The 22,195-nt window shown below is 68.4% G+C and carries 23 protein-coding genes, 2 tRNA genes and 1 pseudogene; 13 read left to right on the top strand and 13 right to left on the bottom strand.

Annotation, left to right across the window (positions count from 1 at the left end; genetic code table 11):
• Positions 1-25 precede the first annotated feature (25 nt).
• The gene (locus FQU85_RS03345) at positions 26-814 is read right to left on the bottom strand and encodes an enoyl-CoA hydratase/isomerase family protein (RefSeq protein ID WP_145844277.1); all 789 of its coding nucleotides are present in this window, start codon (positions 812-814) and stop codon (positions 26-28) included.
• Positions 815-889: 75 nt separating this feature from the next.
• Between FQU85_RS03345 and FQU85_RS03350 the strand changes: the two genes are divergently transcribed.
• Positions 890-1,588: an alpha/beta hydrolase gene (locus FQU85_RS03350; RefSeq protein ID WP_145844280.1), complete on the top strand. Its 699-nt coding sequence runs from the start codon at positions 890-892 to the stop codon at positions 1,586-1,588.
• On the opposite strand, the gene FQU85_RS03355 is transcribed toward FQU85_RS03350, so the two are convergent.
• The 3 genes from FQU85_RS03355 to FQU85_RS03365 all read right to left on the bottom strand — a co-directional run bounded on the left by FQU85_RS03355 (position 1,585) and on the right by FQU85_RS03365 (position 2,411).
• Positions 1,585-1,986: a DoxX family membrane protein gene (locus FQU85_RS03355; protein ID WP_145844282.1), complete on the bottom strand. Its 402-nt coding sequence runs from the start codon at positions 1,984-1,986 to the stop codon at positions 1,585-1,587. The genes FQU85_RS03350 and FQU85_RS03355 overlap by 4 nt on opposite strands.
• Positions 1,987-2,098: 112 nt before the next feature.
• Positions 2,099-2,172 (bottom strand) — tRNA-Phe (locus FQU85_RS03360).
• A gap of 166 nt (positions 2,173-2,338) precedes the next feature.
• Positions 2,339-2,411, bottom strand: a tRNA-Val gene (locus FQU85_RS03365).
• Positions 2,412-2,509: 98 nt separating this feature from the next.
• Here FQU85_RS03365 and FQU85_RS03370 point away from each other — a divergent pair.
• The 3 genes from FQU85_RS03370 to FQU85_RS03380 are packed head-to-tail and all read left to right on the top strand — an operon-like array spanning position 2,510 to position 5,940.
• A complete protein-coding gene (locus FQU85_RS03370; protein WP_145844286.1) occupies positions 2,510-2,959 on the top strand; it encodes a DUF192 domain-containing protein in 450 nt (149 codons plus the stop codon).
• Positions 2,960-2,995: 36 nt separating this feature from the next.
• Complete coding sequence (locus FQU85_RS03375; RefSeq protein ID WP_145844289.1) at positions 2,996-4,933, top strand: ABC transporter ATP-binding protein; 1,938 nt, start codon at positions 2,996-2,998, stop codon at positions 4,931-4,933.
• Positions 4,934-4,974: 41 nt separating this feature from the next.
• On the top strand, positions 4,975-5,940 hold the full coding sequence (locus FQU85_RS03380) for an LLM class flavin-dependent oxidoreductase (protein WP_145844292.1): 966 nt from the start codon (positions 4,975-4,977) through the stop codon (positions 5,938-5,940).
• Here the strand turns inward: FQU85_RS03380 and FQU85_RS13255 are convergent.
• From FQU85_RS13255 to FQU85_RS03395, 4 genes are all read right to left on the bottom strand, one after another.
• Positions 5,937-6,113: an HVO_0416 family zinc finger protein gene (locus tag FQU85_RS13255; protein WP_168219929.1), complete on the bottom strand. Its 177-nt coding sequence runs from the start codon at positions 6,111-6,113 to the stop codon at positions 5,937-5,939. The genes FQU85_RS03380 and FQU85_RS13255 overlap by 4 nt on opposite strands.
• A 91-nt stretch (positions 6,114-6,204) precedes the next feature.
• The gene (locus FQU85_RS13260; RefSeq protein WP_168219930.1) at positions 6,205-6,801 is read right to left on the bottom strand and encodes a transporter; all 597 of its coding nucleotides are present in this window, start codon (positions 6,799-6,801) and stop codon (positions 6,205-6,207) included.
• A gap of 72 nt (positions 6,802-6,873) precedes the next feature.
• Complete coding sequence (locus FQU85_RS03390; protein ID WP_145844294.1) at positions 6,874-8,385, bottom strand: carboxypeptidase M32; 1,512 nt, start codon at positions 8,383-8,385, stop codon at positions 6,874-6,876.
• Positions 8,386-8,411: 26 nt separating this feature from the next.
• Complete coding sequence (locus tag FQU85_RS03395; protein ID WP_145844298.1) at positions 8,412-9,503, bottom strand: M20 family metallopeptidase; 1,092 nt, start codon at positions 9,501-9,503, stop codon at positions 8,412-8,414.
• A 99-nt stretch (positions 9,504-9,602) separates the two neighbouring features.
• Between FQU85_RS03395 and FQU85_RS03400 the strand changes: the two genes are divergently transcribed.
• The 3 genes from FQU85_RS03400 to FQU85_RS03410 all read left to right on the top strand — a co-directional run bounded on the left by FQU85_RS03400 (position 9,603) and on the right by FQU85_RS03410 (position 13,383).
• Positions 9,603-11,480 (top strand): PINc/VapC family ATPase, encoded by a 1,878-nt coding sequence (locus FQU85_RS03400; RefSeq protein ID WP_145844301.1) that lies wholly within the window; start codon positions 9,603-9,605, stop codon positions 11,478-11,480.
• Between the two features lie 125 nt (positions 11,481-11,605).
• Positions 11,606-12,637, top strand: a complete 1,032-nt coding sequence (locus FQU85_RS03405) for an ABC transporter ATP-binding protein (RefSeq protein ID WP_145844305.1) — start codon at positions 11,606-11,608, stop codon at positions 12,635-12,637.
• The gene (locus FQU85_RS03410) at positions 12,634-13,383 is read left to right on the top strand and encodes an S-adenosyl-l-methionine hydroxide adenosyltransferase family protein (protein ID WP_145844307.1); all 750 of its coding nucleotides are present in this window, start codon (positions 12,634-12,636) and stop codon (positions 13,381-13,383) included. Before FQU85_RS03405 ends, FQU85_RS03410 begins: the two co-directional genes overlap by 4 nt.
• Positions 13,384-13,386: 3 nt before the next feature.
• Here the strand turns inward: FQU85_RS03410 and FQU85_RS03415 are convergent.
• The 4 genes and pseudogenes from FQU85_RS03415 to FQU85_RS03430 all read right to left on the bottom strand — a co-directional run.
• Positions 13,387-13,590: pseudogene (locus tag FQU85_RS03415) on the bottom strand (twin-arginine translocase TatA/TatE family subunit); the annotation flags it as partial.
• Between the two features lie 63 nt (positions 13,591-13,653).
• The gene (locus FQU85_RS03420; RefSeq protein WP_145844312.1) at positions 13,654-14,199 is read right to left on the bottom strand and encodes a hypothetical protein; all 546 of its coding nucleotides are present in this window, start codon (positions 14,197-14,199) and stop codon (positions 13,654-13,656) included.
• Positions 14,200-14,256: 57 nt separating this feature from the next.
• Positions 14,257-15,066, bottom strand: coding sequence for a hypothetical protein (locus FQU85_RS03425; protein WP_145844313.1), 810 nt, complete (start codon positions 15,064-15,066; stop codon positions 14,257-14,259).
• 2 nt (positions 15,067-15,068) lie between these two features.
• Positions 15,069-15,581, bottom strand: coding sequence for a hypothetical protein (locus FQU85_RS03430; RefSeq protein ID WP_145844315.1), 513 nt, complete (start codon positions 15,579-15,581; stop codon positions 15,069-15,071).
• Between the two features lie 300 nt (positions 15,582-15,881).
• Here FQU85_RS03430 and FQU85_RS03435 point away from each other — a divergent pair, with 300 nt between their 5' ends.
• The 6 genes from FQU85_RS03435 (at position 15,882) to FQU85_RS03460 (ending at position 21,942) form a co-directional block, all read left to right on the top strand.
• Complete coding sequence (locus tag FQU85_RS03435; RefSeq protein ID WP_145844317.1) at positions 15,882-16,700, top strand: SipW-dependent-type signal peptide-containing protein; 819 nt, start codon at positions 15,882-15,884, stop codon at positions 16,698-16,700.
• A gap of 104 nt (positions 16,701-16,804) precedes the next feature.
• Positions 16,805-18,235 carry a VWA domain-containing protein gene (locus FQU85_RS03440; protein ID WP_145844319.1) on the top strand — a complete coding sequence of 477 codons (1,431 nt, stop codon included), beginning with the start codon at positions 16,805-16,807 and terminating at the stop codon, positions 18,233-18,235.
• Between the two features lie 160 nt (positions 18,236-18,395).
• Positions 18,396-19,124: a hypothetical protein gene (locus FQU85_RS03445; RefSeq protein WP_145844321.1), complete on the top strand. Its 729-nt coding sequence runs from the start codon at positions 18,396-18,398 to the stop codon at positions 19,122-19,124.
• Complete coding sequence (locus FQU85_RS03450) at positions 19,121-20,170, top strand: hypothetical protein (RefSeq protein ID WP_145844326.1); 1,050 nt, start codon at positions 19,121-19,123, stop codon at positions 20,168-20,170. Before FQU85_RS03445 ends, FQU85_RS03450 begins: the two co-directional genes overlap by 4 nt.
• Positions 20,171-20,173: 3 nt before the next feature.
• Entirely contained in the window at positions 20,174-21,196 is a 1,023-nt protein-coding gene (locus tag FQU85_RS03455; protein WP_145844328.1) for a signal peptidase I, read from the top strand.
• Entirely contained in the window at positions 21,196-21,942 is a 747-nt protein-coding gene (locus FQU85_RS03460; protein ID WP_145844331.1) for a hypothetical protein, read from the top strand. Before FQU85_RS03455 ends, FQU85_RS03460 begins: the two co-directional genes overlap by 1 nt.
• Here FQU85_RS03460 and FQU85_RS03465 read toward each other — a convergent pair.
• Positions 21,885-22,169: an ArsR family transcriptional regulator gene (locus FQU85_RS03465; protein ID WP_370516763.1), complete on the bottom strand. Its 285-nt coding sequence runs from the start codon at positions 22,167-22,169 to the stop codon at positions 21,885-21,887. The genes FQU85_RS03460 and FQU85_RS03465 overlap by 58 nt on opposite strands.
• Positions 22,170-22,195: the final 26 nt, after the last annotated feature.

A 22,195-nucleotide genomic window follows, 5' to 3' on the forward strand; every position in this document is an offset into this window, starting at 1 on the left:
AATAGGAGTTTCCATCCGGACGTGGTTAGCGCCCGGAGAAGTCGGGCTCGCGCCCCTCGAGCTGGGCTTCGAATCCCTCGCGGCGGTCGTCGGTGCCGTACACCTCCATCGCGAGCGCGTGTTCGTAGTCGAGGCCCTCCTCGAGCGGCACGTCGAACGTGTGGGAGAACGCCCGGAGCGCGTTCTCGACGCCGCGCGGGGCTTTCTCCGTGAGCGAGTCCGCGAGGTCGCGCGCCCGGTCGTCCACCTCGTCGTCGGGGACGACTTCCGTGACGAGATTGATGCGGTCTGCCTCCGCGGGGTCGACGAGCTCGCCCGTCAACACCAGTTCCTTCGCCTTCGCGAGGCCGACGAGCCGCGGGAGGCGCTGGGTCGACCCCTGATGGGGGAAGATGCCGAGGTCGACCTCGATGACGCCGTACTTCGCGTCCGCGCCGAGCACGCGGAAGTCGCAGGGGAGCGTGAGTTCGAACCCGCCCGCGATGCCCGCGCCCTGCACTGCGGCGACGGTCGGCGTCGTCATCCCGTCGAGCGTGTCGAGGAGCGCGCGGAAGTCCCGGTGGAGCGCGTCGTGTTCGCGCACGTCGTTGTCCGCCATCATCTCCAGGTCGAAGCCCGCACAGAACACGTGGCCCGCTCCGCGGAGCGCCACCGCGCGAACCCCGTCGTCCGCGTCCACGGCGCGAACCGCTTCAGTGAGGTCGCGAACCGCCGCGCCGGTGAGCGCGTTGCGTTTCTCCGGACGCGTGATGACGACATCCGCGCGGGTGGCCTCGACGTCGATTCGCACGTGCTCGCTCTCGATGGACGGCATACCGTGGCGTGCACGACAGCCCGTGATAAAAGTACGCACGGCAAACGCTTTGGGCGCGCCCGCCCGACGGCCGGTATGCGACGCGTCGACTACGGCGGCGGCGACGACCGCATCGTGTTCGTCCTCGGCTGGGGGAACCGCCCCGAACACGACGGCGTTCAGTGGCTCATCGACCGACTCACGGACGCCGGCTATCGCGTGAGCGCGTTCGAGCTCCCGCGAACCATCACGGACTTCGAGCGCGAGTACCTCGCGCCAGTCCAGTCGTTCGTGGACGGCCTCGACGACTACCGCCTCCTCAGTCACAGCACGGGCGGCCTCGTCGCCCGCCACCTCGACACCGACAGCTCCCTCCAGACCCGCACGTACCTCAGTCCCTGGTGGGGGTTCCACGCCGACCTCCAGAACCCGCTCGTCTCCCTCGCCGCGAAACTCCCCGTCTCCACGCCGATCCTTCCCGCCGAGACGACCCGGGCGGAACTCGGAAGCCTCGCGAGCGACGCCTGGGTCGCCGACGCACCCGACTACGCCGCCCCCACGTTCCTCCGGGAAGCCAAACGCGCGCAGAACAGCCTCCCGCCGTTCGACGACCGGGACGCCGTCTTCTACAACCCCAGCGACCCCATCGTCAGCGGCCCGACCATCGAAGACCATACCCCCGAATCGAACCGCGTCGCGTTCTCCGACGGCCACGAGCTGTTCAATTCGAGCGCACGCGACGACCACATCGACGCCGTGCTCGCCGCCGTCCGCGACGGCGCGAGCGCGCTCTAATCGTCCGGACGCGTGTACCACCACGCCCACAAGACCAACACAGCCTGCACGGGCAACCGCGCCCACGCCGCCACGTCCACCAGCCACGAGAACCGCGACGGCACTGCATCCCGGAACACGTCGCTGCGTGCCACGTGGACGTTCGCTGGAAACACCGCCACCAGTAACGCCACCAGTCCCCACGCCGACACCCGTCGCGTCCGCCGAACCAACACCCCAGCACCCAGCACGAGTTCCGCGACCCCGGACACGTACACCACCAATCGCGGCCGCGGCAACGACGGCGGCACCACCCGCTGGAACCCGCGCGGCCACAACAAATGCGCCACTCCCGCCACCACGTAGAACGCACTCATCACGAACAACAACGGCCGCCGAAACCGCGCAATCGAACCCATCGACCAAACCCACTCAATCCGACGAAAAGAACGTTCGCCCGGCCAGCCACGCACGGAGGTCACACCCCGCGGTTCAATCGCGTCCCTCGCTCGACGCCCCACAACAGGCGTATGCCGCCTCCCCGATTTGAACGGGGGACAGCTCGATCTTCAGTCGAGTGCTCTCCCAGTCTGAGCTAAGGCGGCGTGCATTCAAACCGAGGGGGAGTGTGTGAAAAAGAGTTTCGGATTGCCGTCGGACGGCGAGTCGTGACGTGGTGGTGCAGGACGGATCGGCGACAGGCTCGCAGTGCTTCGCTCGCGAAAAGTGGATCCGCTGATCCCTCGGCTCTTACGCTTGTTCGTCGCGGGATGGGTCCGGGCGGATTCGAACCACCGGCCTCTTCCTTGTAAGGGAAGCGTCATAACCGCTAGACCACGGACCCGTGCGTGAGAGTGATGGGTGGCCGCGGATAACTGTTACCTTCCGGTGCGCGCCGGCAGGGCGGGTAAACTCCTTGCCGGTCGAGTGCGAGACGGGGGTATGGTGCGTCGTTCGACGGTAGTGTCGGTGGTGGTCGTCGCGGCGCTGGCGGGACTCGGCGTGTGGTGGGTGGCGGACGACGGGGCCGACCGGGCGCGCGTGACAGTGGAGACGGCGAACGGCACCGCGGTGCTGGAAATGGCGGTGGCGGACACGTCGTGGGAGCGCCACGAGGGGCTCAGCGGAACGACCGACCTGCCCGCGGACGGGATGGTCTTTCGGTACTCGTCGGTGGGTGAGCGAGCGTACGTGATGCGGGGGATGAACTACCCCATCGACATCGTGTTCGTCGCGAACGGCGAGGTGACGGCGATTCATCACGCGGTGGTCGAAGACCCGCCGCTCACTCGATACCGGGGGCGGGCGCGCTGCGTGCTCGAACTTCCCTACAAGTGGACGGCAGAACACGGCGTTACCGTCGGAAACGCGGTGGTGTGTTTCGGTTCGTAGGAAACCCTTTTGTCGGGGTGTCACTTTCTACGGGTAATGAGTGCGTTCGACGACGACGACCCGTTCGAGGACGTCCGTGCGGACTCCTCGAATGCGATGCGTCGCCTCTTCGACGAGTACGGGAGGGACAACCGGTTCGCGTTCGTCGTGGGGGTAGTGGCGAGCCTCTTCGCGCGCGTCCTCGACCTCGTTCCCGCGCTGATGCTGGGATACGCCATCGACTCGATCCTCTACGACTCCTATCTCTTTCTCGGATTCCTCCCCGCCGGCCTCCAACCGACGGGAGATGTAAACCAACTCCTGGTCGCCTCGGGAATCATCGCGTTCGCGTTCTTCGGCGGCGCGGGCTTCCATTGGTTTCGGAACTGGGGGTTCAACGCGTTCAGCCAGCACATCCAGCACGCGGTTCGTACCGACACGTACGATAAGATGCAGCGGCTGAACATGGACTTCTTCGCCACGAAACAGACGGGCGAGATGATGTCCATCCTCTCGAACGACGTGAACCGCCTGGAGCGCTTCCTGAACGACGGGATGAACTCCGCGTTCCGGCTGTCCGTGATGGTGTTCGCGGTCGGTTGCGTTCTCTTCTACCTGAACTGGAAGCTCGCCATCATCACGATGCTTCCCGTCCCGATCATCGCGTGGTTCACGTACCGGTTCGTGAAGAAGATCCAGCCGGAGTACGCGGACGTGCGGTCGTCCGTCGGGAGGATGAACTCCCGGCTGGAGAACAACCTCGGCGGCATCCAGGTCATCAAGACGAGCAACACCGAGGATTACGAGGGCGAGCGCGTAGAGGACGTCAGTCAGGGCTACTTCGACGCGAACTGGGGCGCTATCACCATCCGTATCAAGTTCTTCCCGGCGCTCCGCGTCATCGCGGGCATCGGGTTCGTGCTGACGTTCCTCGTCGGCGGGTACTGGGCGGCGGTCGGCGCGCCGTTCGGCGTCGCGGGCACGCTCACTATCGGGCAGTTCGTCGTGTTCATCCAGCTCAGCCAGCAGTTCATCTGGCCGATGGCGCAGTTCGGACAGATAATCAACATGTATCAGCGGGCGCGTGCGTCGAGCGAGCGCATCTTCGGGCTGATGGACGAACCCTCGCGCATCGAGGAAGACCCGAACGCGGACGAACTCGACGTGACCGAGGGCGAAGTCGTCTACGACGACGTGACGTTCGGCTACGACGACGAACCCATCATCGAGGACGTGGCGTTCGACGTAGACGGCGGGGACACGCTCGCGCTCGTCGGACCGACTGGCGCGGGGAAGTCCACGGTGTTGAAACTCCTCCTGCGGATGTACGACCCCGACGAGGGCCGGATCGAAATCGACGGCCAGGACATCCGGAACGTCACCCTGCCGTCGATTCGGCGGTCTATCGGGTACGTCAGCCAGGACACCTTCCTGTTCTACGGGACGGTAGAAGAGAACATCCGGTACGGGTCGTTCGACGCCAGCCAGGAGGCGGTCGTGGAGGCCGCGAAGGCCGCGGAAGCCCACGAGTTCATCACGAACCTCCCGAACGGCTACGAGACGAAGGTCGGCGAGCGCGGCGTCAAGCTCTCCGGCGGCCAGCGCCAGCGCATCGATATCGCGCGAGCCATCCTCAAGGACCCGGACATCATGATTCTCGACGAGGCGACGAGCGACGTGGACACGGAGACGGAGATGCTCATCCAGCGCAGTCTGGACGAGCTCACTGAGGAGCGCACCACGTTCAGTATCGCGCACCGGCTCTCCACGATCAAGGACGCAGACCAGATCGTCGTCCTCGAGGACGGAAAAATCGTGGAGCGCGGCACGCACGACGACCTCATCGCGGAGGACGGCCTGTACGCGAACCTCTGGGGTGTGCAGGCGGGCGAAATCGACGAGCTCCCGGACGAGTTCATCGAGCGCGCCGCCGAACGCACCAGCCAGGTCGACGTGGACGAGGACGGGGAGACGCCGACGCAGGACGACGACTAGCGGCCACTAACCGTTTTCCGGCTGCGTTCCACGCCCCGGGTATGGATGTCGGTTTCTTCGCCGCGCACGAGCAGTACGCGCCGAGCAGGCTCCTCAACCACGCCGAACTCGCGGAGGACGCGGGGTTCGACTCGGTGTGGACGAGCGACCACTTCCATCCGTGGTGGCACACGGGCGCGCACTGCGGGGCGGCGTGGCCGTGGCTCGGGTCGGCGCTCGAACGCACCGACAGCGTTCGGATGGGAACGGGCGTCACGCCGCCGGTCGGCCGCTACCATCCGGGGTTGCTCACGCAGTTCGCGGCGACGCTCGGGTCGATGTATCCGGGGCGCGTCCACCTGACGCTCGCGACCGGGGAGGCGATGAACGAGCGCCCGCTCGGGTACGAGTGGCCGGACTACCCGGAGCGCCGCGCGCGCCTCGTGGACGCCTGCCGCATCTACCGGAAGCTGATGAGCGGCGAGTTCGCGGACTACGACGGCCACTACTGGAATCTGGACGGCGCGAAGCTCTACACGCGCCCCGCGGAGGACGTGCCGTTGTACGTCGCGGGGAACGGCGTGCACTCCGCGGAGGTCGCGGGCCGGTACGCGGACGGCTTCCTCACGCTCGCGCCCATCGAGACCTACCAGTCCGAACTCGTGCCCGCGCTCGAAGCCGGCGCGGAGGAGGCGGGCCGCGACCCGAGCGATATCCGGCGGGTTCGACAGGCCGGCGTCTCCTACGCCGAGGAGTACGCGGACGCGCTGGACGCCGTGGAGTTCTGGACGGGAACGATGGCGGTCGGGTTCGACGAGGAGGTGGCCGACCCCCGGGAGATAGAGGCGCGCGGCCGCGACCTTCCGCGCGAGGACTGGGCGGACTGGGGTCTCGTTACGGACGATATCGGCGACGTCCGCGACCTGCTCGCTCGCCACGAGGACGCGGGGTTCGACGAGGTGGAGCTACTGTCGAGTAGTCCGCGGCAGAAGGTGTTCGCGGCGGCGATGCGGGACGAGGTGCTCTAGGGCGCCCAGCCGCACACCGCGCAGGTGGTGGCGTCGTCGTCGTGGAGTCCGCCGCAGTCCGGACACTGCTTCTTGTTATAGCTTCGGTCCCACGTCGCGGGCGACGTGTCGTGACCGCGTGCTTCGAGGAACTCGTCGAGGACGCCGTCGGTGGACTCCTGTGCGCTCGACATACACGGTATGATATACCACACCACGACTTAAGCGTATCGGGAAGACAGACGATGCGAGAACGGCCGCGCAGAACGGAGCGGAAGGCGAGCGCTAGATACTGTCGAGAACGCCGCCGACGGCGCCGAGCACGACCGGATAGACGAGACCGGCGAGGAGGACGGCGGCGGAGAGTTTCGGCGCGAGGGATGCCGACGTGCCCAGAGCGGAGACGCTGTACTCGAAGGCGAACACGCCGACGACGGCGAGCACGAGGTAGCCGCCGACGATCCCCGCGCCGACGCCCGCGGCTTCCAGTCCGGAGAGGTCCGCGCGGACGCGGCGGGCGGCGAGGACGCCCGCGAGGACGAGCACGACAGCCGGTACGACGTAGTAGACGAGTTTCGGGACGATGCTGGTGAGCGCGGATATCGCGTCCGTGAGACCGCCGGCCGCCGCGCTCTCCAGGTAGTTCCCGGACGCGGTTCGACCGCCCACCGCGGCCTCGACGTCGACGTTGTGGGCGTTGTAGAACACCCAGCCCGCGACCTTCCAGCGCGGGATCTCGCCGCCGGACTCGACGCCGTCCACGAGCATGAACGCGTAGACGAGGACGTAGTTCAGGACGTACGCGGCCGCGCCGATGGCGGCGCTGACGGGGAGGGCTGACGGAACCGCACTGTCGGAATCGGACCGCCGTTTCGTTGCCATGCGTGAGAGCGGGACGCCCGCCCACATAAAATCCCGAACGCGCTCGGCGGTGAAAGAGACGCTTTTCGGGCGTTAGAGATCGTAGAGGTCGCGGAACTTCGATTCCGCGTAGTCGAGGAAGTAATCCGCCGTGTAGGGTTCGCCGGTCGCTTCCTCCACGAGTTCGGGCGTCGTGTAGCGCTTCCCGTGCCGGTGGACGTTCTCGCCGAGCCAGTCGTGGAGGTCGTCGAACTCGCCGGCGGCTACCTTCGCGTCGAGGTCGTCGATGTCCTCGTCGGCGCTCGCGTAGAGCTGGGCGGCGAGCACGCTGCCGAGCGAGTACGTCGGGAAGTACCCGAAGTTGCCGTGGCTCCAGTGGATGTCCTGCAGGCAGCCCTCCGCGTCCGTGTCGGGGGTGACGCCGAGGTACTCCTCCATCTTCTCGTTCCAGACGTCGGGAACGTCCGCGACGTCGAGGTCGCCGCTGATGAGGTCGCGTTCGATCTCGAACCGGAGGATGATGTGCATGTGGTAGGTGAGTTCGTCCGCCTCCACGCGGATGCGGTTCTCCGGATAGATCTGGTTCGCGGCCTCGTACACGTCCTCGACCGTCGCGTCGTCGAGACCGTCGAAGTGGTCTTTCAGGTCGTCGAGCACGAGGTCGTAGAACGCGCGACTGCGGCCGATGTGGTTCTCCCAGAGCCGGCTCTGGGACTCGTGGACGGTGAGGTCGCGGGACTCGCCGAGCGGCGTTCCGTACTCCGCCTGGGGGACGCCGAGGTTGTACTGAGCGTGGCCGTACTCGTGGACGGTGCTCATCAGCGCGCCGAGGGGGTCTGACTCGTCGAAGCGCGTGGTGATGCGGGTGTCGAACTGATTGCCCGACGTGAAGGGGTGACTGGAGGTGTCGAGTCGGCCGCGCTCGAAGTCGTAGCCCACCTTCTCCAGGACGTCCCGGCTGAGCGCCTCCTGAGCGTCCTCGGAGTACGTGCCGTCGAAGGGCTGGGCGAGGTCGGCGTCCGCGTCGTTCAGTTCGTCGATGAGCGGGACGAGTTCGTCGCGCAGCCGCGTGAGCACGCGCTCGGCGGTGTCGAGATCGAGGTAGGGTTCGTAGTCCGCGAACAGAACCTCGTAGGGGTCGGCGTCGGGATCGATGTGTTCTGCGTACTCGCGCTTGAGTTCCACGAGGTCTTCGAGGTAGGGCGCGAACGCAGAGAAGTCGTCCTCGGCCTTCGCGTCCTCCCACACCTGCAACGCCTCGCTCGACGTCTCCGAGATCTCCTCGACGAGTTCGACTGGCACGGCGTCCGCGCGCTCGTACTGGCGTCGAATCTCCCGGACGACCGCGTCCTGTTCGGCGGTGAGGTCGGCGTCGTCGAGTTCGTCCAGCCACTCGCCCACGTCGTCGTCAGTGAGAAGTTCGTGGTGGATTGCCGACAGCGCCGACAACTGTTTCGAGCGCGCGGGCGCGCCGCCCTCCGGCATCATCACCTGCTGATCCCAGGAGAGCACGCCGGACGCGCCGCCGACGTACGTAAGTCGTTCGTACTGATCGAGCAGTTCCTCGTACGCGGCAGGCGCATCGGTCTCCTCTGCAGTTGCCATGCGAAAAAGTCACTCGTGGGGACGTATCAATCCTCCCGAACCGGCCAGGCGTTCGCCAGTCCGCGGTAGGTCTCGTAACAGACGTCGAGCGTGTCGAGTGAGACGCTCTCCGTTTTCGTGTGGGCTTCGCCGGGTTCGCTCGCGCCGCAGACGACGCACGCGGTCCCCTCGTCGGCGAGCCAGCCGGCGTCTGTCGCGTGGGGTTTCGAGACGTGCGCGGGGGTGCCGGCTTGAGCGGCGTCCGCGGCGTCGAGCACGGCGTCCGCGAACGCGTCGCTCGTACACGCCATCGGCGGGAGGTCCTGGTCGACGCTCCACGAGACGCCGGGGACGCTGGTGACGCGGTCGAGGTCGACACGCTCCCCGGGAACCGTGCGCTCGTCCACGGTGACCTCGCAGGTGTCGGGGATGACGTTCCACGCGCTCCCGCCGTCGATACCGGTGACAGCGACGCTCCCCGCGACGCGTTCGCCCATCACGTCGACCGCGGGGACGTCGAGGTCGCGAACCACGTCCACGGCGTCGCTCGCGCGGTAGATGGCGTTCTCGCCGGACGCTGGTTCGCTCGCGTGCGCGGCGACGCCCTGCGCGTAGATGGTGCTGCCGCGGCGGCCCTTGTGCGCGACGACCACGTCGGTGACGCCGTCGGTGGTGTAGCCCGTCGACCCTTCGGCGACGACGGCGTAGTCGGGGGCGTCGTGGCGGTCGAGGTAGTGCCGGACGCCGATACCGCCCTGTTCCTCGCCGACGAACGAGCAGAACAGGAGTTCGCAGTCCGGGTCGGCGTCCCGGAACGCGACCATCGCCGCCGCGACCGCGCCCTTCATGTCCGCCGCGCCGCGGCCGTACAGCCGGCCGCCCTCCTCGTAGACGACGTACTCGCCGTCATCGACCTGTTCGTCCGCGGGCGGCACCACGTCGTGGTGGCCGACGAGCGCGACCGACTCCCCCGACCCCTTTCGAGCGATGATATTTCCGCCGTTCGGGGCGTCGTCCCGGGTCACGTCGGCGTCCGTGTGCTCGCGGAGCCAGTCCTCGATTTCGTCGCCCGCGGCGGTCTCGTCCTCGTGACTCGGCGTCTCGACGAGCCGTCGCGCCACGTCGTGAACGTCGTCCATAGATACGGGTAGGTGCGAGCGGGGAAAAGATGGCCGGACGCGGGCCGGCGGCGTCCGACGACGAACACCCTTATCAGCGGCCCACAGGTATGTGGGGATATGAAATTAGTGCCGGACACGAGCGTCGTCATCGACGGCCGCGTGAGCGCGGGCGTCGAGTCCGGCGAGTACGCTGGCGCGACGGTTGTCGTCCCCGAAGCGGTCGTGGGCGAGATCGAAGCGCAGGCCAACAGCGGTCGGAGCACCGGCTGGGACGGCCTCTCGGAGCTGCAGCGGCTCGCGGATCTCGCGGACGACGGCGACATCGACCTGCAGTACGTGGGCGACCGGGCGACGGAGGAGGACATCAAGCGCGCCGCGGCGGGCGCTATCGACGCCATCATCCGCGACGTGGCGGTGGAGTACGACGCGACGTTCGTCACGAGCGACATCGTGCAGTCGGAGGTCGCGAAGGCGAAGGGACTCGACGTGCAGTACCTCGAACCGCTGGACGAAGAAGCGGGCGCGCTCGACATCGAGCAATACTTCGACGACTCGACGATGAGCGTCCACCTGAAGGAGGGCGTGGTGCCGATGGCGAAGCGCGGCGACGTGGGCGACATCACGTACCAGGAGATCGGGTCGACGGAACTGGACGTTGACACGCTGAAGGAGTACGCGAACGAGATCGTGGACACCGCGAAGCGCACCGACGAGGGGTTCGTGGAGCTCTCCGAGGAGGGGATGACCATCGCCCAGATCCGGGACATGCGTATCGCCATCGCGCGCCCGCCGTTCAGCGACGGGTTCGAGATCACGGCGGTGCGGCCCATCGTGAAGACGACGATGGAGGAGTACGAGTTCGCGGGCGAACTCAAGGAGCGGATGCTCGAACGCGACCGCGGCATCCTCATCGCGGGCTCGCCGGGCGCGGGGAAGTCCACGTTCGGGCAAGCGGTCGCCGAATTCTTGGACGACAACGGCTACGTCGTGAAGACGATGGAGAAGCCGCGCGACCTCCAGGTCGGCGACGAAGTCACGCAGTACACGGAGCTCGGCGGATCGATGGAGAAGACCGCCGACTCCCTGCTGATGGTGCGGCCGGACTACACCATCTACGACGAGGTCCGGAAGACGGACGACTTCGAGGTGTTCGCGGACATGCGGCTCGCGGGCGTCGGGATGGTCGGCGTCGTGCACGCGACGCGTCCAATCGACGCGCTCCAGCGGCTCGTCGGCCGCGTGGAGCTCGGGATGATTCCGCAGATCGTGGACACGGTCGTGTTCATCGAGGCGGGCGACGTGAACACCGTCTACGACGTGAGCACGGAAGTGAAGGTGCCGGAGGGACTGATGGAGGAAGACCTCGCGCGGCCCGTGATTCAGGTGTCGGACTTCGAGACGGGCCGGCCGGCGTACGAGATCTACACGTTCAACCGCCAGGTCGTCACCGTTCCGCTCGACGAGACGGGCGGCAGTTCGGAGTCGGGCGTCGGAAACCTCGCGAAGCAGGAGATAAAGCGCGAGATTCAGTCCGCGACTCGCGGGCCGGTGGAGGTCGAACTCCGCGGGCAGAACACGGCGGTCGTGTACGTCTCTGACGACGAGATCAGTCACGTCATCGGGAAGGGCGGCGGCCGCATCAACGAGATCGAGGAGCGCCTCGGCATCAGCATCGACGTGCGGACGCTGGACGAACTCCCGGAGACGCCGACGGCGTCCGGAGCCGGTGGCGCGGACGGGTCGGGCGGCGCGGGCGGCGCGGCGTCACCGGGGGAGGTCGTGACGCCGGACATCACGTCGCGCCACATCAACATCCCCGTGGAAAGCGCGAGTCCGGGGGACACGGTGGAGGTGCAGGCGGACGGCGATTACCTGTTCACCGCGACGGTCGGTCGCGGCGGCGACATCCAGGTGTCGCGCGGGAGCGCTATCGCGGAGGAACTGGAACGCGCTATCGACCGGCAGGAGCGCATCACGGTCGTCGCCAACGAGTGAACCGCCCCGGGGTCAAGCCCCGAGGCACTCGGCCTGCCCCGCCTGTGGATTCGACGAGGATAACAGCCGGTGGTTCGAAAGGTGTCGTATGGCCATCGGTCGCGGCGGAACGGAGGTGAGCGTTCGTGGTTGCTGTCAGCATTGACGGCGTGACGAAGGCGTTCGGCGCGACGACCGCTCTGAACGACGTCTCGCTCGATGTTCGGGACGGCGAGTTCTTCACGCTCGTCGGTCCCTCGGGCTGTGGGAAGACCACGACCCTCCGCACGGTCGCGGGATTCGAGGAACCGACGGCGGGCGCCGTGCGGTTCGACGGTGAGGACGTCACCGGGGTGCCCGTGGACGAGCGCGACGTGGGTATCGTCTTCCAGAACTACGCGCTCTTCCCGCACATGACGGTCGGAGAGAACGTCGCGTACGGCCTCCGGTTCCGGGACGCCCCCGGCGGCGCGAGCAGGGACGAACGCGTCGCGGAACTCCTCGACCTCGTGGATCTCCGGGGGTTCGAGGACCGCGACCCCGCGGAGCTCTCGGGCGGCCAGCAACAGCGGGTCGCGCTCGCACGCGCGCTCGCCCCCGGCCCGAGCCTCCTCCTTTTGGACGAGCCGATGAGCGCGCTCGACGCACGGTTGCGGGGGACGCTTCGGCGGCACGTGAAGCGGATTCAGCGCGACCTCGGCATCACGACCATCTACGTCACCCACGACCAGGAGGAGGCGTTGAGCATCTCGGATCGCCTCGCCGTGATGAACGACGGCGGCGTCGAACAGGCCGGGACGCCCCAGGCGGTGTACCGCGACCCCGGCACTCGGTTCGTCGCGGAGTTCGTGGGCGACAACAACGTCCTCGACGGCGCTATCGCCGACCGCGAGGGCGGCGTCGCGACGGTGGACGTGGGCGGGGAGACGCTCCGCGTCGCGGGCGTCGGCGGAGGCGTGGGCGACCGCGTGACGTTCTGCGTGCGCCCCGAACAACTCGCGCGGGACGCCACTGAGAACCGCCTCGACATCGCCGTCGAGACCGCGGAGTTCCTGGGGGAAACGACGCGGGTGTACGGAACCTGGAACGACCGGCAGGTCGTCGTCCGACTCGACGACGTGCCCGAGACCGACACGCTCACGCTCGGGTTCGAACCCGAGAGCCCCACAGTGCTATGATTACGCTCACCTCAGACTTCGGCAGCCCGTACCCGGCGGCGATGAAGGGCGTGATTCTCCAGCGCACCGACGCCCGCCTCGTGGACGTCGCGCACGACCTCCCCCGGCAGGACGTTCGCGCGGCCGCGTTCTGGCTGCGCGAGGTCGTTCCGTACTATCCGCCCGCGGTTCACCTCGTGGTCGTCGACCCCGGCGTCGGCACCGACCGCGCCGCCGTCGTCGTGCGCGTCGGCGACCACGCGTTCGTCGCGCCGGACAACGGCGTCGTCCGCCCCGCCGCCCGCGCGCTCGACGGCGACATCGACGTGTTCGAAATCGACGACAGCGACGCGGCGAGTTCGACGTTCCACGGCCGCGACGTGTTCGCGCCGGCCGCCGCCGACGTACACGAAGCCGGCGTCGAGAACATCGAGAACGTGGCGGGTATCACGCCCGCCGCGGACTGCGTCGACCTCGCGCTCCCCGACGCAACCGTAGAGGGCGACGTGGCGCACGGCGAGGTGCTGGTCGTGGACGACTTCGGGAACGCCATCACGAACGTTCCCGGCGAGTTCGTCGCGGACGCCGCGTCCGTCCGCGTGAACGGCGAACGCGCGCCCGTCGAACCGTCGTACGCGCACGTCGGCGTCGGCGAGCGGCTGGTGACGGTAGCGAGCCACGGGAACGTCGAACTCGCCGTGAATCAGGGCCGGGGCGCGGACGCGTTCGGCGTCCAACCCGGCGACAGTGTGGACGTGAAGAAGTAGTCAGTCGTCGTCGCCGGTCGCGGCGTCGCGGAGTTCGGCTTCGAGCTCCGCGCGGCCGCGTTTGAACTCACCGATGGCCTGCCCGGACGACCGGGCGAGCGCGGGGAGTTTGTTCGCGCCGAACAGGAGTATCGCGAGCAGCAGGATGACAGCGAGTTCCATGCCGCCGGGCAGTCCACCGATGAACGACGGGAGTATGTCGTACATATCGAGTGAGAGGACGGGACGGACGTTAGGTATGACTCGTCTACCGGTGCGGAAGGGCGACCCTCAGTCCTCTTGGGACGGAACGCGGAGCGTGCGGGACGTGAGGTGGTGGACGAGTGCGGACACGCCGAACGAAAGGGCGGACAGCCAGACGAGAAGGGAGTTTGTCAGCCAGTCGGGCGCGATACCCTGCTGGACGGCGAGCGCGACCGCCGCGGCGAACGCGGCGAGCAGGCCGTAGTACTCCGCCCACGTGAAGTGGTGTTCGGGGACGACCTCGACGTACACCTCGACCTCGCGCGCGGCGGCCGTGAGCTGGACGGTGGTTCGGTGTTGGTCGTACTCGACGACGCCGAGCGAGTCCATCATCGGCAGGTGTGTCTGGTGGAGTGCGGTGTAAACGCGCTTTCGCTGTTGACGGGTGAGTTCCGGGGGCGTCACGTCGTTCTCCAGGGCTGCGACGTGCTCGGAGAGGTCGCGGAGGGGGACGGGACTGTCGGCGTCACGGAGGTAGTCGAAGGCGTAACGGCGTCGCTGATTGCTCATCGTCCGGAACACGTCGTCCGGCGTGAGCGTCGTTTCGAGTTTTGTGAGGAGTTGTTGGGGCATGGGCGGGGGAGGCGAATAGCCGGCATTCACAGGCAGCCGTGATAATTAATGGGTAGCTTAGGAGCGGGTTGCCCGAACAGCTTCCGGCGGGAGTTCCACCTCGAAGAGGCGCGAACCGCACTGCGTGCAGTCCGCGGCGGCGACGTCGACGCTCCGACAGCAGGACGACACCACGTCGGAGCGGAGTTCCACGCGACCGTGGCAGGCGGGACAGGTGTCAAGGCAGGCGCGGAGGGCGGCGAGGAGTTCGCCGCGGTGGGTGAGCGGGAGGGCTCTCCAGCCGTCGCGTGCGGCGAGCACGGCGTCCGCGGTCACGTCGGCGTTGAACGCGGCGGGAGACTCCCAGCGGCCGACGATGTCGGGGCCGCAGAAGACGCTGCACGCGCCGTCGCCGTGGTACCGCACGTCGATGTCGTCGGGATCCACGTCGAGGAGCGCGGCGAGGTCGGCGGTTCGGGGAGTCGCGGTGTCGCTGTCGGCGATGCGAACGCGCCATTCGGCGTCGAAGTCGGGAGCGAGCGCCACGTCACCATCCGCGGTCTCGACGATCGCGTTCAGGGCGGTGAGCGTGCCGAGCACGTCGAGGTCGGCGTCGCCGCGCGGGGATTTGTCGAACAGGCGGAGGACGCGGTCGGGGAGGTATCGCGCCGTGAGCGCAGGCGTGCCGGGGACGAGGTAGCCGCGGACGTAGATGACCGCGAGCGCGAGGGCGAACGCGGCGAGCGCGACCGCCGCGGGAGCGACGACGAGGAGCACGAGTGCGCCCGCGGCGGCGAGCACGATGTTCACGCCCGTGCAGGGGAGACAGCGGTTCTCGCCCGTGTATTCGGGGCGGCGGACGGCGTCGAGGGTCGGGAGTGCGAGCATGGTCAGTGGGCCGGGGTGAGTCGGTCGGCGAGCAGTTGGTACGCGCTCACGGCGGCGAACAGCGCGAGGAAGACGGTCGTCCAGAGGAGCGGCGGGAGCGCGTCGAGCACGGGGAGCGCGAGGAGCGACCCGAGGACGGTGAGGAAGCCCGCGATTCCGAGGTATTGGTAGCACTCTCCCCAGGTGACGCCGTAGCGCGTGACGAGTTCGAGGTAGAGCGTCACGCCTCTCGCTCGCGGGAGGACGCGAACGGTGTTTTCGTCGGGGTCGAACTCGACGAGACCGGCCTCCGCGAGCCGGGGGAGGTGGACCTGGCGGAGCGAGACGTAGACGGCGGTGCGGACGGCGTCGGGCGGCGTGTCGGTGCCGGCCTCCTCGGCGGCGACGGCGTCGGCGAGCGCGCGGAGGGTCGTCTCTTCCGTCGCGGCGATGTGCTCTATCGACCGGCGGCGACGTTCGTTACTGAGGAGGTCGAACACGTCCGTCTGCGCCACGTATGGTCGAGTAAAGTACATCTGGGACACCACGAGACGTGGGAGGGCTCTCGCGAGGATAAGTATGAGTTCCCTAGACACGGCTTAGGCCGTTCGTGGGGGGTATGAACGGTTCGGTAGGCAATGACTACCCCATGTAAACCACTCGCTGTCGGTTGCCGTGAGCGAGCCTATGTATCGTTAGGCCGGTCTCCCGGTCGGTTAGGCCCGCACCCCGTTCCTGTCATTCGAACCATACTTAGGAGGGTGTCCGTCCTGGAGTCGTAATACCCGAAACCGTCGGCGTCGCCACCGCGGCGCGACCGCGTCGGGCCACAAACAATGGAAGACGACAACCAACTGTACAACCTCTCGCGGCGCAAAGTGCTCGGCGGCCTCGGCGCCGTCGGCCTCGCCAGCGCCGGCGCCGGCCTCGGCACCAGCGCCTACTTCACCGACACCGAATCCTTCACCGGCAACACGCTCACCGCCGGCGAACTCGACCTCGTTGTGGACTGGTTCACCGACGTCGACCAGGGCTCCGCGACGCCCGAACAACCCACCGCCAGCGGCACCATCGACGGCAACCCATCGGGCTACGCCTACGAAGTCACGGACGTGAAGCCCGGAGACAGCGGCACGGTCGCGTTCTGTCCGAAGATCGTCGACAACCCCGCGTGGCTCTGGTTCGGCAGCGCGGACGGCGTGACCGACTACGAGAACGGCGTCAACGAACCCGAGGGCGACGTCGACAGCTCCAGCGGCGCGATGGAGGGCGAACTCAGCGAGAGCATCGTCGTCTCCGTCGCGTACGCGGACAGCGTCGCCATCGAGAACGGCGAAGTCGTCTGCACGAACGAGGCCGTGCTCGGCTACCCGTCGGACTTCACGCTCGCCGACCTCGCCGCGGAACTCGAATCCGGCTTCCTGCTCGACCCCGACCGCGGCACGGCGGGCGTGCAGGCGTACCCCGCGTCGCCGGACACCGAGACCCAGACCGGCCCCTGCATCTGCGTCCACTGGGAACTCCCGACGACCGTCGGGAACGAGGTGCAAACGGACTCCCTCACGATGGACTTCCAGCTGGTCGCCATGCAGGAACGCCACAACCCGAACGGCGGCAACAGCAGCGTCAACCCGTTCAACACGTCATCCAACTGAACCCCTGAACTCCCGGGTTCGGTTTCCCCACGCCGGTAGCCGGTCACGCGACCGCGCGCGGTTCGACTCCGCCGGTGGGCCTCCCCCGAACGGGGATCACAGCCATGAACGACGACACCAACGACCGACAACTGTACAACCTCTCGCGGCGCAAAGTGCTCGGCGGCCTCGGTGCCGTCGGCCTCGCCAGCGCCGGCGCCGGCCTCGGCACCAGCGCCTACTTCACCGACACCGAATCCTTCACCGGCAACACGCTCGCCGCCGGCGAACTCGACCTGAAGCTCGACTACAAGTCCACGTACACGGGCGGCCCCGGCCGCCTCGAGGACATCCAGGCGATGGGCTACCCGGACGCGGAAGACCTCGGCGACGGCCGCTACCTGCTCGCCCAGACCCCGCGGCCCGGGGACGGAATGGGCTGGGAGGACTACCTCCCCGAGTTCGACTTCTGTGCGCCCGAGAACGACCAGTACCTCGTGAACGGCGACGGCATCTCCATCTTCCACCTGGAGGACGTGAAGCCCGGGGACTCCGGTGAGATGACGGTCAGCATCCACATCTGTGACAACCCGGCGTGGCTGGAGATGGGCGGCGAGCTCAGCGAGAACGCCGACAACACGATGTCGGAACCAGAGAGCGAAGTCGATTCGACCCCCGACGCGGGCGAGCTCGCGGACGCCATCGAGGTCACCGTCTGGTACGACGAGGACTGCGACAACGTCTACGAACCCACGGGCACGGGCGAACAGCAGGAGCTCGAAGTCGCGCTCGTCAGCGACGTCTCCGGGTCGATGAGTCAGGAGATCGGTGACCTGAAGTCGGCCGCGAAGGGGTTCGTCGACAACCTCTCCAGCCCGGACGAGGCGGCCGCGATCTCGTTCTCGGACGGATCGAGCCTCGACCAGCAACTCACGACGAACTACCAGACCGTCAAGGACGCCATCGACCAGTACACATCCGGTGGCGGAACCGACATGGACCAAGGGATCAGCACGGCCGAGACCGAACTCATCAGTGGTGCGAACGCCACGAGCGGCGCGTCGAAGGTCATGATCGTCCTGACCGACGGCCAGCCGAGCAGCCAGCAGGCCGCGACCACCGCCGCGATGAACGCCAAGCAGGCGGGCATCCGCATCTTCACCATCGCGCTCGGCTCCGGCGCCGCGACCAGCTACCTAGAGAACAACATCGCGTCCAGCCCGGGCGACGCGTACGTCGCGCCCGACCCGTCCGACCTCGACACGGTCTACTCGGAGATCGCGCAGGTCGTGCTCGCCGGCGAACAGCTCATCGCGCAGGGCTCGCTCGCGGACGTCATGGCGCTGCTCGCCGGGGGCGTCGAACTGGACGGCGACCGCACCGAGGAGGGACGGCAGCCGTACCCCGGGAACACGACGCAGTGCATCGGGTTCGAGTGGGTGCTCCCCACCGACGTGGAGAACGAGGTGCAGACGGACAGCGTCGCGTTCAACGTGGACTTCACCGCGACCCAGTACCGCCACAACCCCCAGACCACGACCACGGCACCCCAGTAGTATCGCGTCCGAAACCCCGACCCGTGACGGCGTTCGGTGGTTCGATTCCACCGGCGGGTCTCCACAGTACGCTCTCCCTACCGCCGGAGTAGGAGACCTATACCCATGCCTCGGGACGTCCTGAGGACGACCAGACGCGGCCGCAGGCCGCCACCCGACGATGACCCCACACCTCACTCGACGACACCTGCTCGGCGCGCTCGGCGCGAGCGGTGCGGCCGTGCTCGCCGGTCGCTCCGTGCTCGCCCGCGACCGCACCCCGCCCTATCAGCACTACACGTACGCGCAGTCGGACGGCGGGGCGTTCCGAGTGGCGTGGTACGAGGAGTACAACGGCCGCGTGCTGTCGGCGTCGAACGGAACCACTCGGGAGAGCGCGCTCGACTCGGCGGCCGGGTACGTGGACGACCCCGCGAGCCCCGTCGTCGGCGTGACGAACGCGCTCCCCGGCGACTACGGGTCGGCCGTGTTCGGCCTGCTCGCGGAGGACGTGCCGCTCGACGTGTGGCTTCGCGTCCGCGCGACCGCGGACGCGGCCGCCCCCGAACCGGACGAGACGGACGCGAGCGCGAACCTCGAAGACGTGACGGACGTGTCCGTCTCCCTCGACTCGTGCACGGGCGGATTGAGCGGGGAGTACGCGTACGTCGCGGGCGGGACGCTCCACGGCGTCGCGGACGCGCTCGCGGCGGGTGTCCGGCTCGAGTTCGACGGCGCGACGGGCTGTCCGGGCGCGCTCCCGATCGGCCAGCCGCGGTGCGTGACGTTCGACTGGGCGCTCGCGACCGCCGCCGGGAACGGCGCGATGGGCGACAGCGTGACGTTCGACGTGGAGTTCGTCGGCGCGGACTGCACGGCCGGCGTCGCGAACCCGTGGGGGGACGGATGAGCGGACTGCGCCGCCGCGACGTGCTCGCGGCGGTCGGCGGCGTCGGCCTCGCCGGCGCGTTCGCCGGATCCGGAACTGTCGCGATGTTCCGGGAGTCGGAGGCGTTCGCGGCCGGTCTGCGAGCCGGCGCGCTCGACGTGCGCGTCGAGGGCGGCGACGGCTGCGTGGTTCGGAACGACCGGGTGGCGCTCGACCTCACCGACCTCAACCCGGGCGCGTGCGGGGACGCGACCCTGTGCGGAATCGTGGACGGAAACCCGGCGTGGCTGTGGCTGCGCGCGACCTGCCCGACGGACGCCGCCGTCTTCGACGCCGTGTTCCTCCGCGTCCGGTACGCGAACGGAACCGTGGTCGTCACGGACGACGGCACCGCGCTGGACGGCACCGCGCGCCGCGTGTTCGCCGCGCTCGCGGACGGGGTTCGGCTCGACCCGACCGGCGGGGACGCGCCCGTCGCGCCCGGCGACCGCGTCTGCCTCACCGTCGAGTGGGGCGTCATCGATATCCACGGCGGCGTCGAGACGGCGTGCGCGGTGGACGCCGACGCGCTCGACGACCCGGCCGCGTTCGCGTTCGAGTTCGGCGCGCTCCAGGCGCGCCACGCGTCGCCCGCGCTGTCCCCGTGGACTGCGATCGGCTGTCAGTCGGTCGCCGCGCGCTGCGTCGGCTGTCGCGAACTCGGGAAGGTGGACGACATCGACGGCCGCCTCGTCGCCGGCACCGAGTACGCCGTCGGCGACTCCGGGTACGCGATGCTCGTGGACAACGTCGAATACAAGGACGGCGACGAGGCGGTAGCGGTTCGCGCGTTCCGCCTCGTCGAGGCCGGAACGGGGGACGCGCCCGTGCTCGGCCCGCCCGTCTGCCGCGTGGACGTGAAGGGCGGGTCGGGCGGTCGGACGGGAGGGACGCGCACGCACGAGGTGTGTCCGCCGACCGCCGCACCCGCGGGGGAGTTCGACGCACCGACGAACCGGGGCGGGAGACGACCCGGAATCAGCCACGTCACGGTCTACACGTGCGGCGTTCCGCCGCGCTGTTGGTAACTCATGAGAGACAAGATTCGGTCAATCAGTCGGAAACGCGCGCTCGCCGTCGCGGGAACGCTCCTGCTCGTCGCGCTCGTCGTTCCGTTCGCGGTGTTCGCAGTCCCCCAGCTCGCCGGCGGGAGTCACAGCTACGTCGTGCTCAGCGGGAGCATGGAACCGGCGATCAGCCCCGGCGACGTGGTCGTCGTGTCGGGCGTCGACCCGGCCGCCATCGGCGTGAACGACGTGGTGACGTTCCAGCGGGACGCCTCGCCGGTGCCGACGACGCACCGCGTCGTCGAAGTCATCGACGACGGGGGCGCGCTCGCGTTCCGGACGATGGGTGACGCGAACGAAGACCCGGACGGCGCGGCCGTCCCCGCGAGCGCCGTCATCGGCCGAGTGACGCTCGTGATCCCCTACATCGGGTACGTCATCGAGGCGGCGAACACCCCGGTCGGGTTCCTCGCGCTCGTCGTCGCGCCGTTCGGCCTGCTCGCGCTCACGGAAGCCTACGCGTACCTCCGGCGGCGCGGGAACGCGACCGCCGACGAGTCCGGTGACGTGGCCGACGGCGGCCGCGACGCGGGCGAGGACGTGGTCGTCGTGTCGGGGCCGACGCCGGTCTCCGACAGCCCGGACGGGTTCGCGGTGAGCGACGGGACGCTGAACGCGGTGCTCGGCGTGCTCGGCGCGGCGACGGCGTACGCGCTCGCCGTCGCGTACCTCGTGCGGACGCCGTGGGCGGTCGCGGCGCTCGTCGCGGGCGTCGTCGGACTCGCGCTCGTCGCGTCCGTCAAGTACGGCGAGCGCGGGGCGAGCGGGCGGGCGACGCACACGGACGGCGGCCTCGGCGCGGTCGTCGGGTCGGTTCCGGAGCGCTACACCGTCCCCGTCGTCAGCGTGCACACGGCGCGCGACCTGGCGTCGCTCGCCGCCGACCTCGACCGCGTCGTCGTGTACGACCCCGACCGCCGCCGGTACGTCGCCGTGGACGACGCGGCGGTCTACGTCTACGACGAGGACGTCGGGGGGGCGGAGTGATGCGCGCCCTCCGGTTCGCGCTTCCGGTCGCGCTCGCGCTCGCCGTCGTCAGCGGCGGCGTCACGTACGGCCTCTTCACGGACACCGAACAGGTCTCCGGCACCATCGGCATCGACGCCTCCCAGAACCGCGACTGGGGCCACGGCTGGACCGCCCAGACCGCCGCCGTCACCGCGGACGCACCTCTGAACGACACCGCCGAGAACGGGACGGCCACGAACGACACGGGGGCTCTCGATCCGTCGAACGAGCCGCTCACGGGCGCGGTGCTCGGGAACGGAACCGCCAACGGCACGGCGACAAACGCTAGCGCGACGAACGATACGGCGACACCCACAAACGATACCGCGACACCCGCAAACGATACCGCGACACCCACAAACGACACCGCGACACCCACAAACGATACCGCGACACCCGCAAACGACACGACGACACCCACAAACGACACGGCCACGCCGCCCGTCGAGGCCGGCGGCGAGAACGAGTCCGTCGGCGGGATCGGCGACACGACCGCCAACAACACGACCACGAACGGCGCGGCGGACGCGCCCGTGGAGCCGGCGAACGAAACCGCCGGGAGAAGCGGAGCGGGGGGCGCAGCAGAGAACGAGACGCCGGGGAACGGCTCGGCGGGGTCTGCCGGCGCTACCGACGGCGAATCAGGCGATGGGGCGGCGCGACTGAGTTACGTCGCGGTTTCGGCTTCGGCCTCAGCCCCGTCGGCGGACGCGGTGAGTGAGTAGAGGCTCTGGCGGGCGTCGGCGAAGTAGATGTCCTCGTCGACGACTTCGCGTTTCTCGAGGCGTTCGAGCGCGTACCGGACGGTGCGCGCGGACAGCATCGACTCCTCGACGATTCCCTTCTGCGTTTTCGGACCGTCGTATTCGAGAACCTTATACACGAGTTTCGCGCTCGGCGGGAGGTCTTCGAGGACGTCCTCTACTGCATCCATCGTTACGAATCGAAACATGCCGAGCAACCATAAATCTGCGGGAA

The organism is Salarchaeum sp. JOR-1, assembly GCF_007833275.1.
Taxonomy (GTDB): domain Archaea; phylum Halobacteriota; class Halobacteria; order Halobacteriales; family Halobacteriaceae; genus Salarchaeum.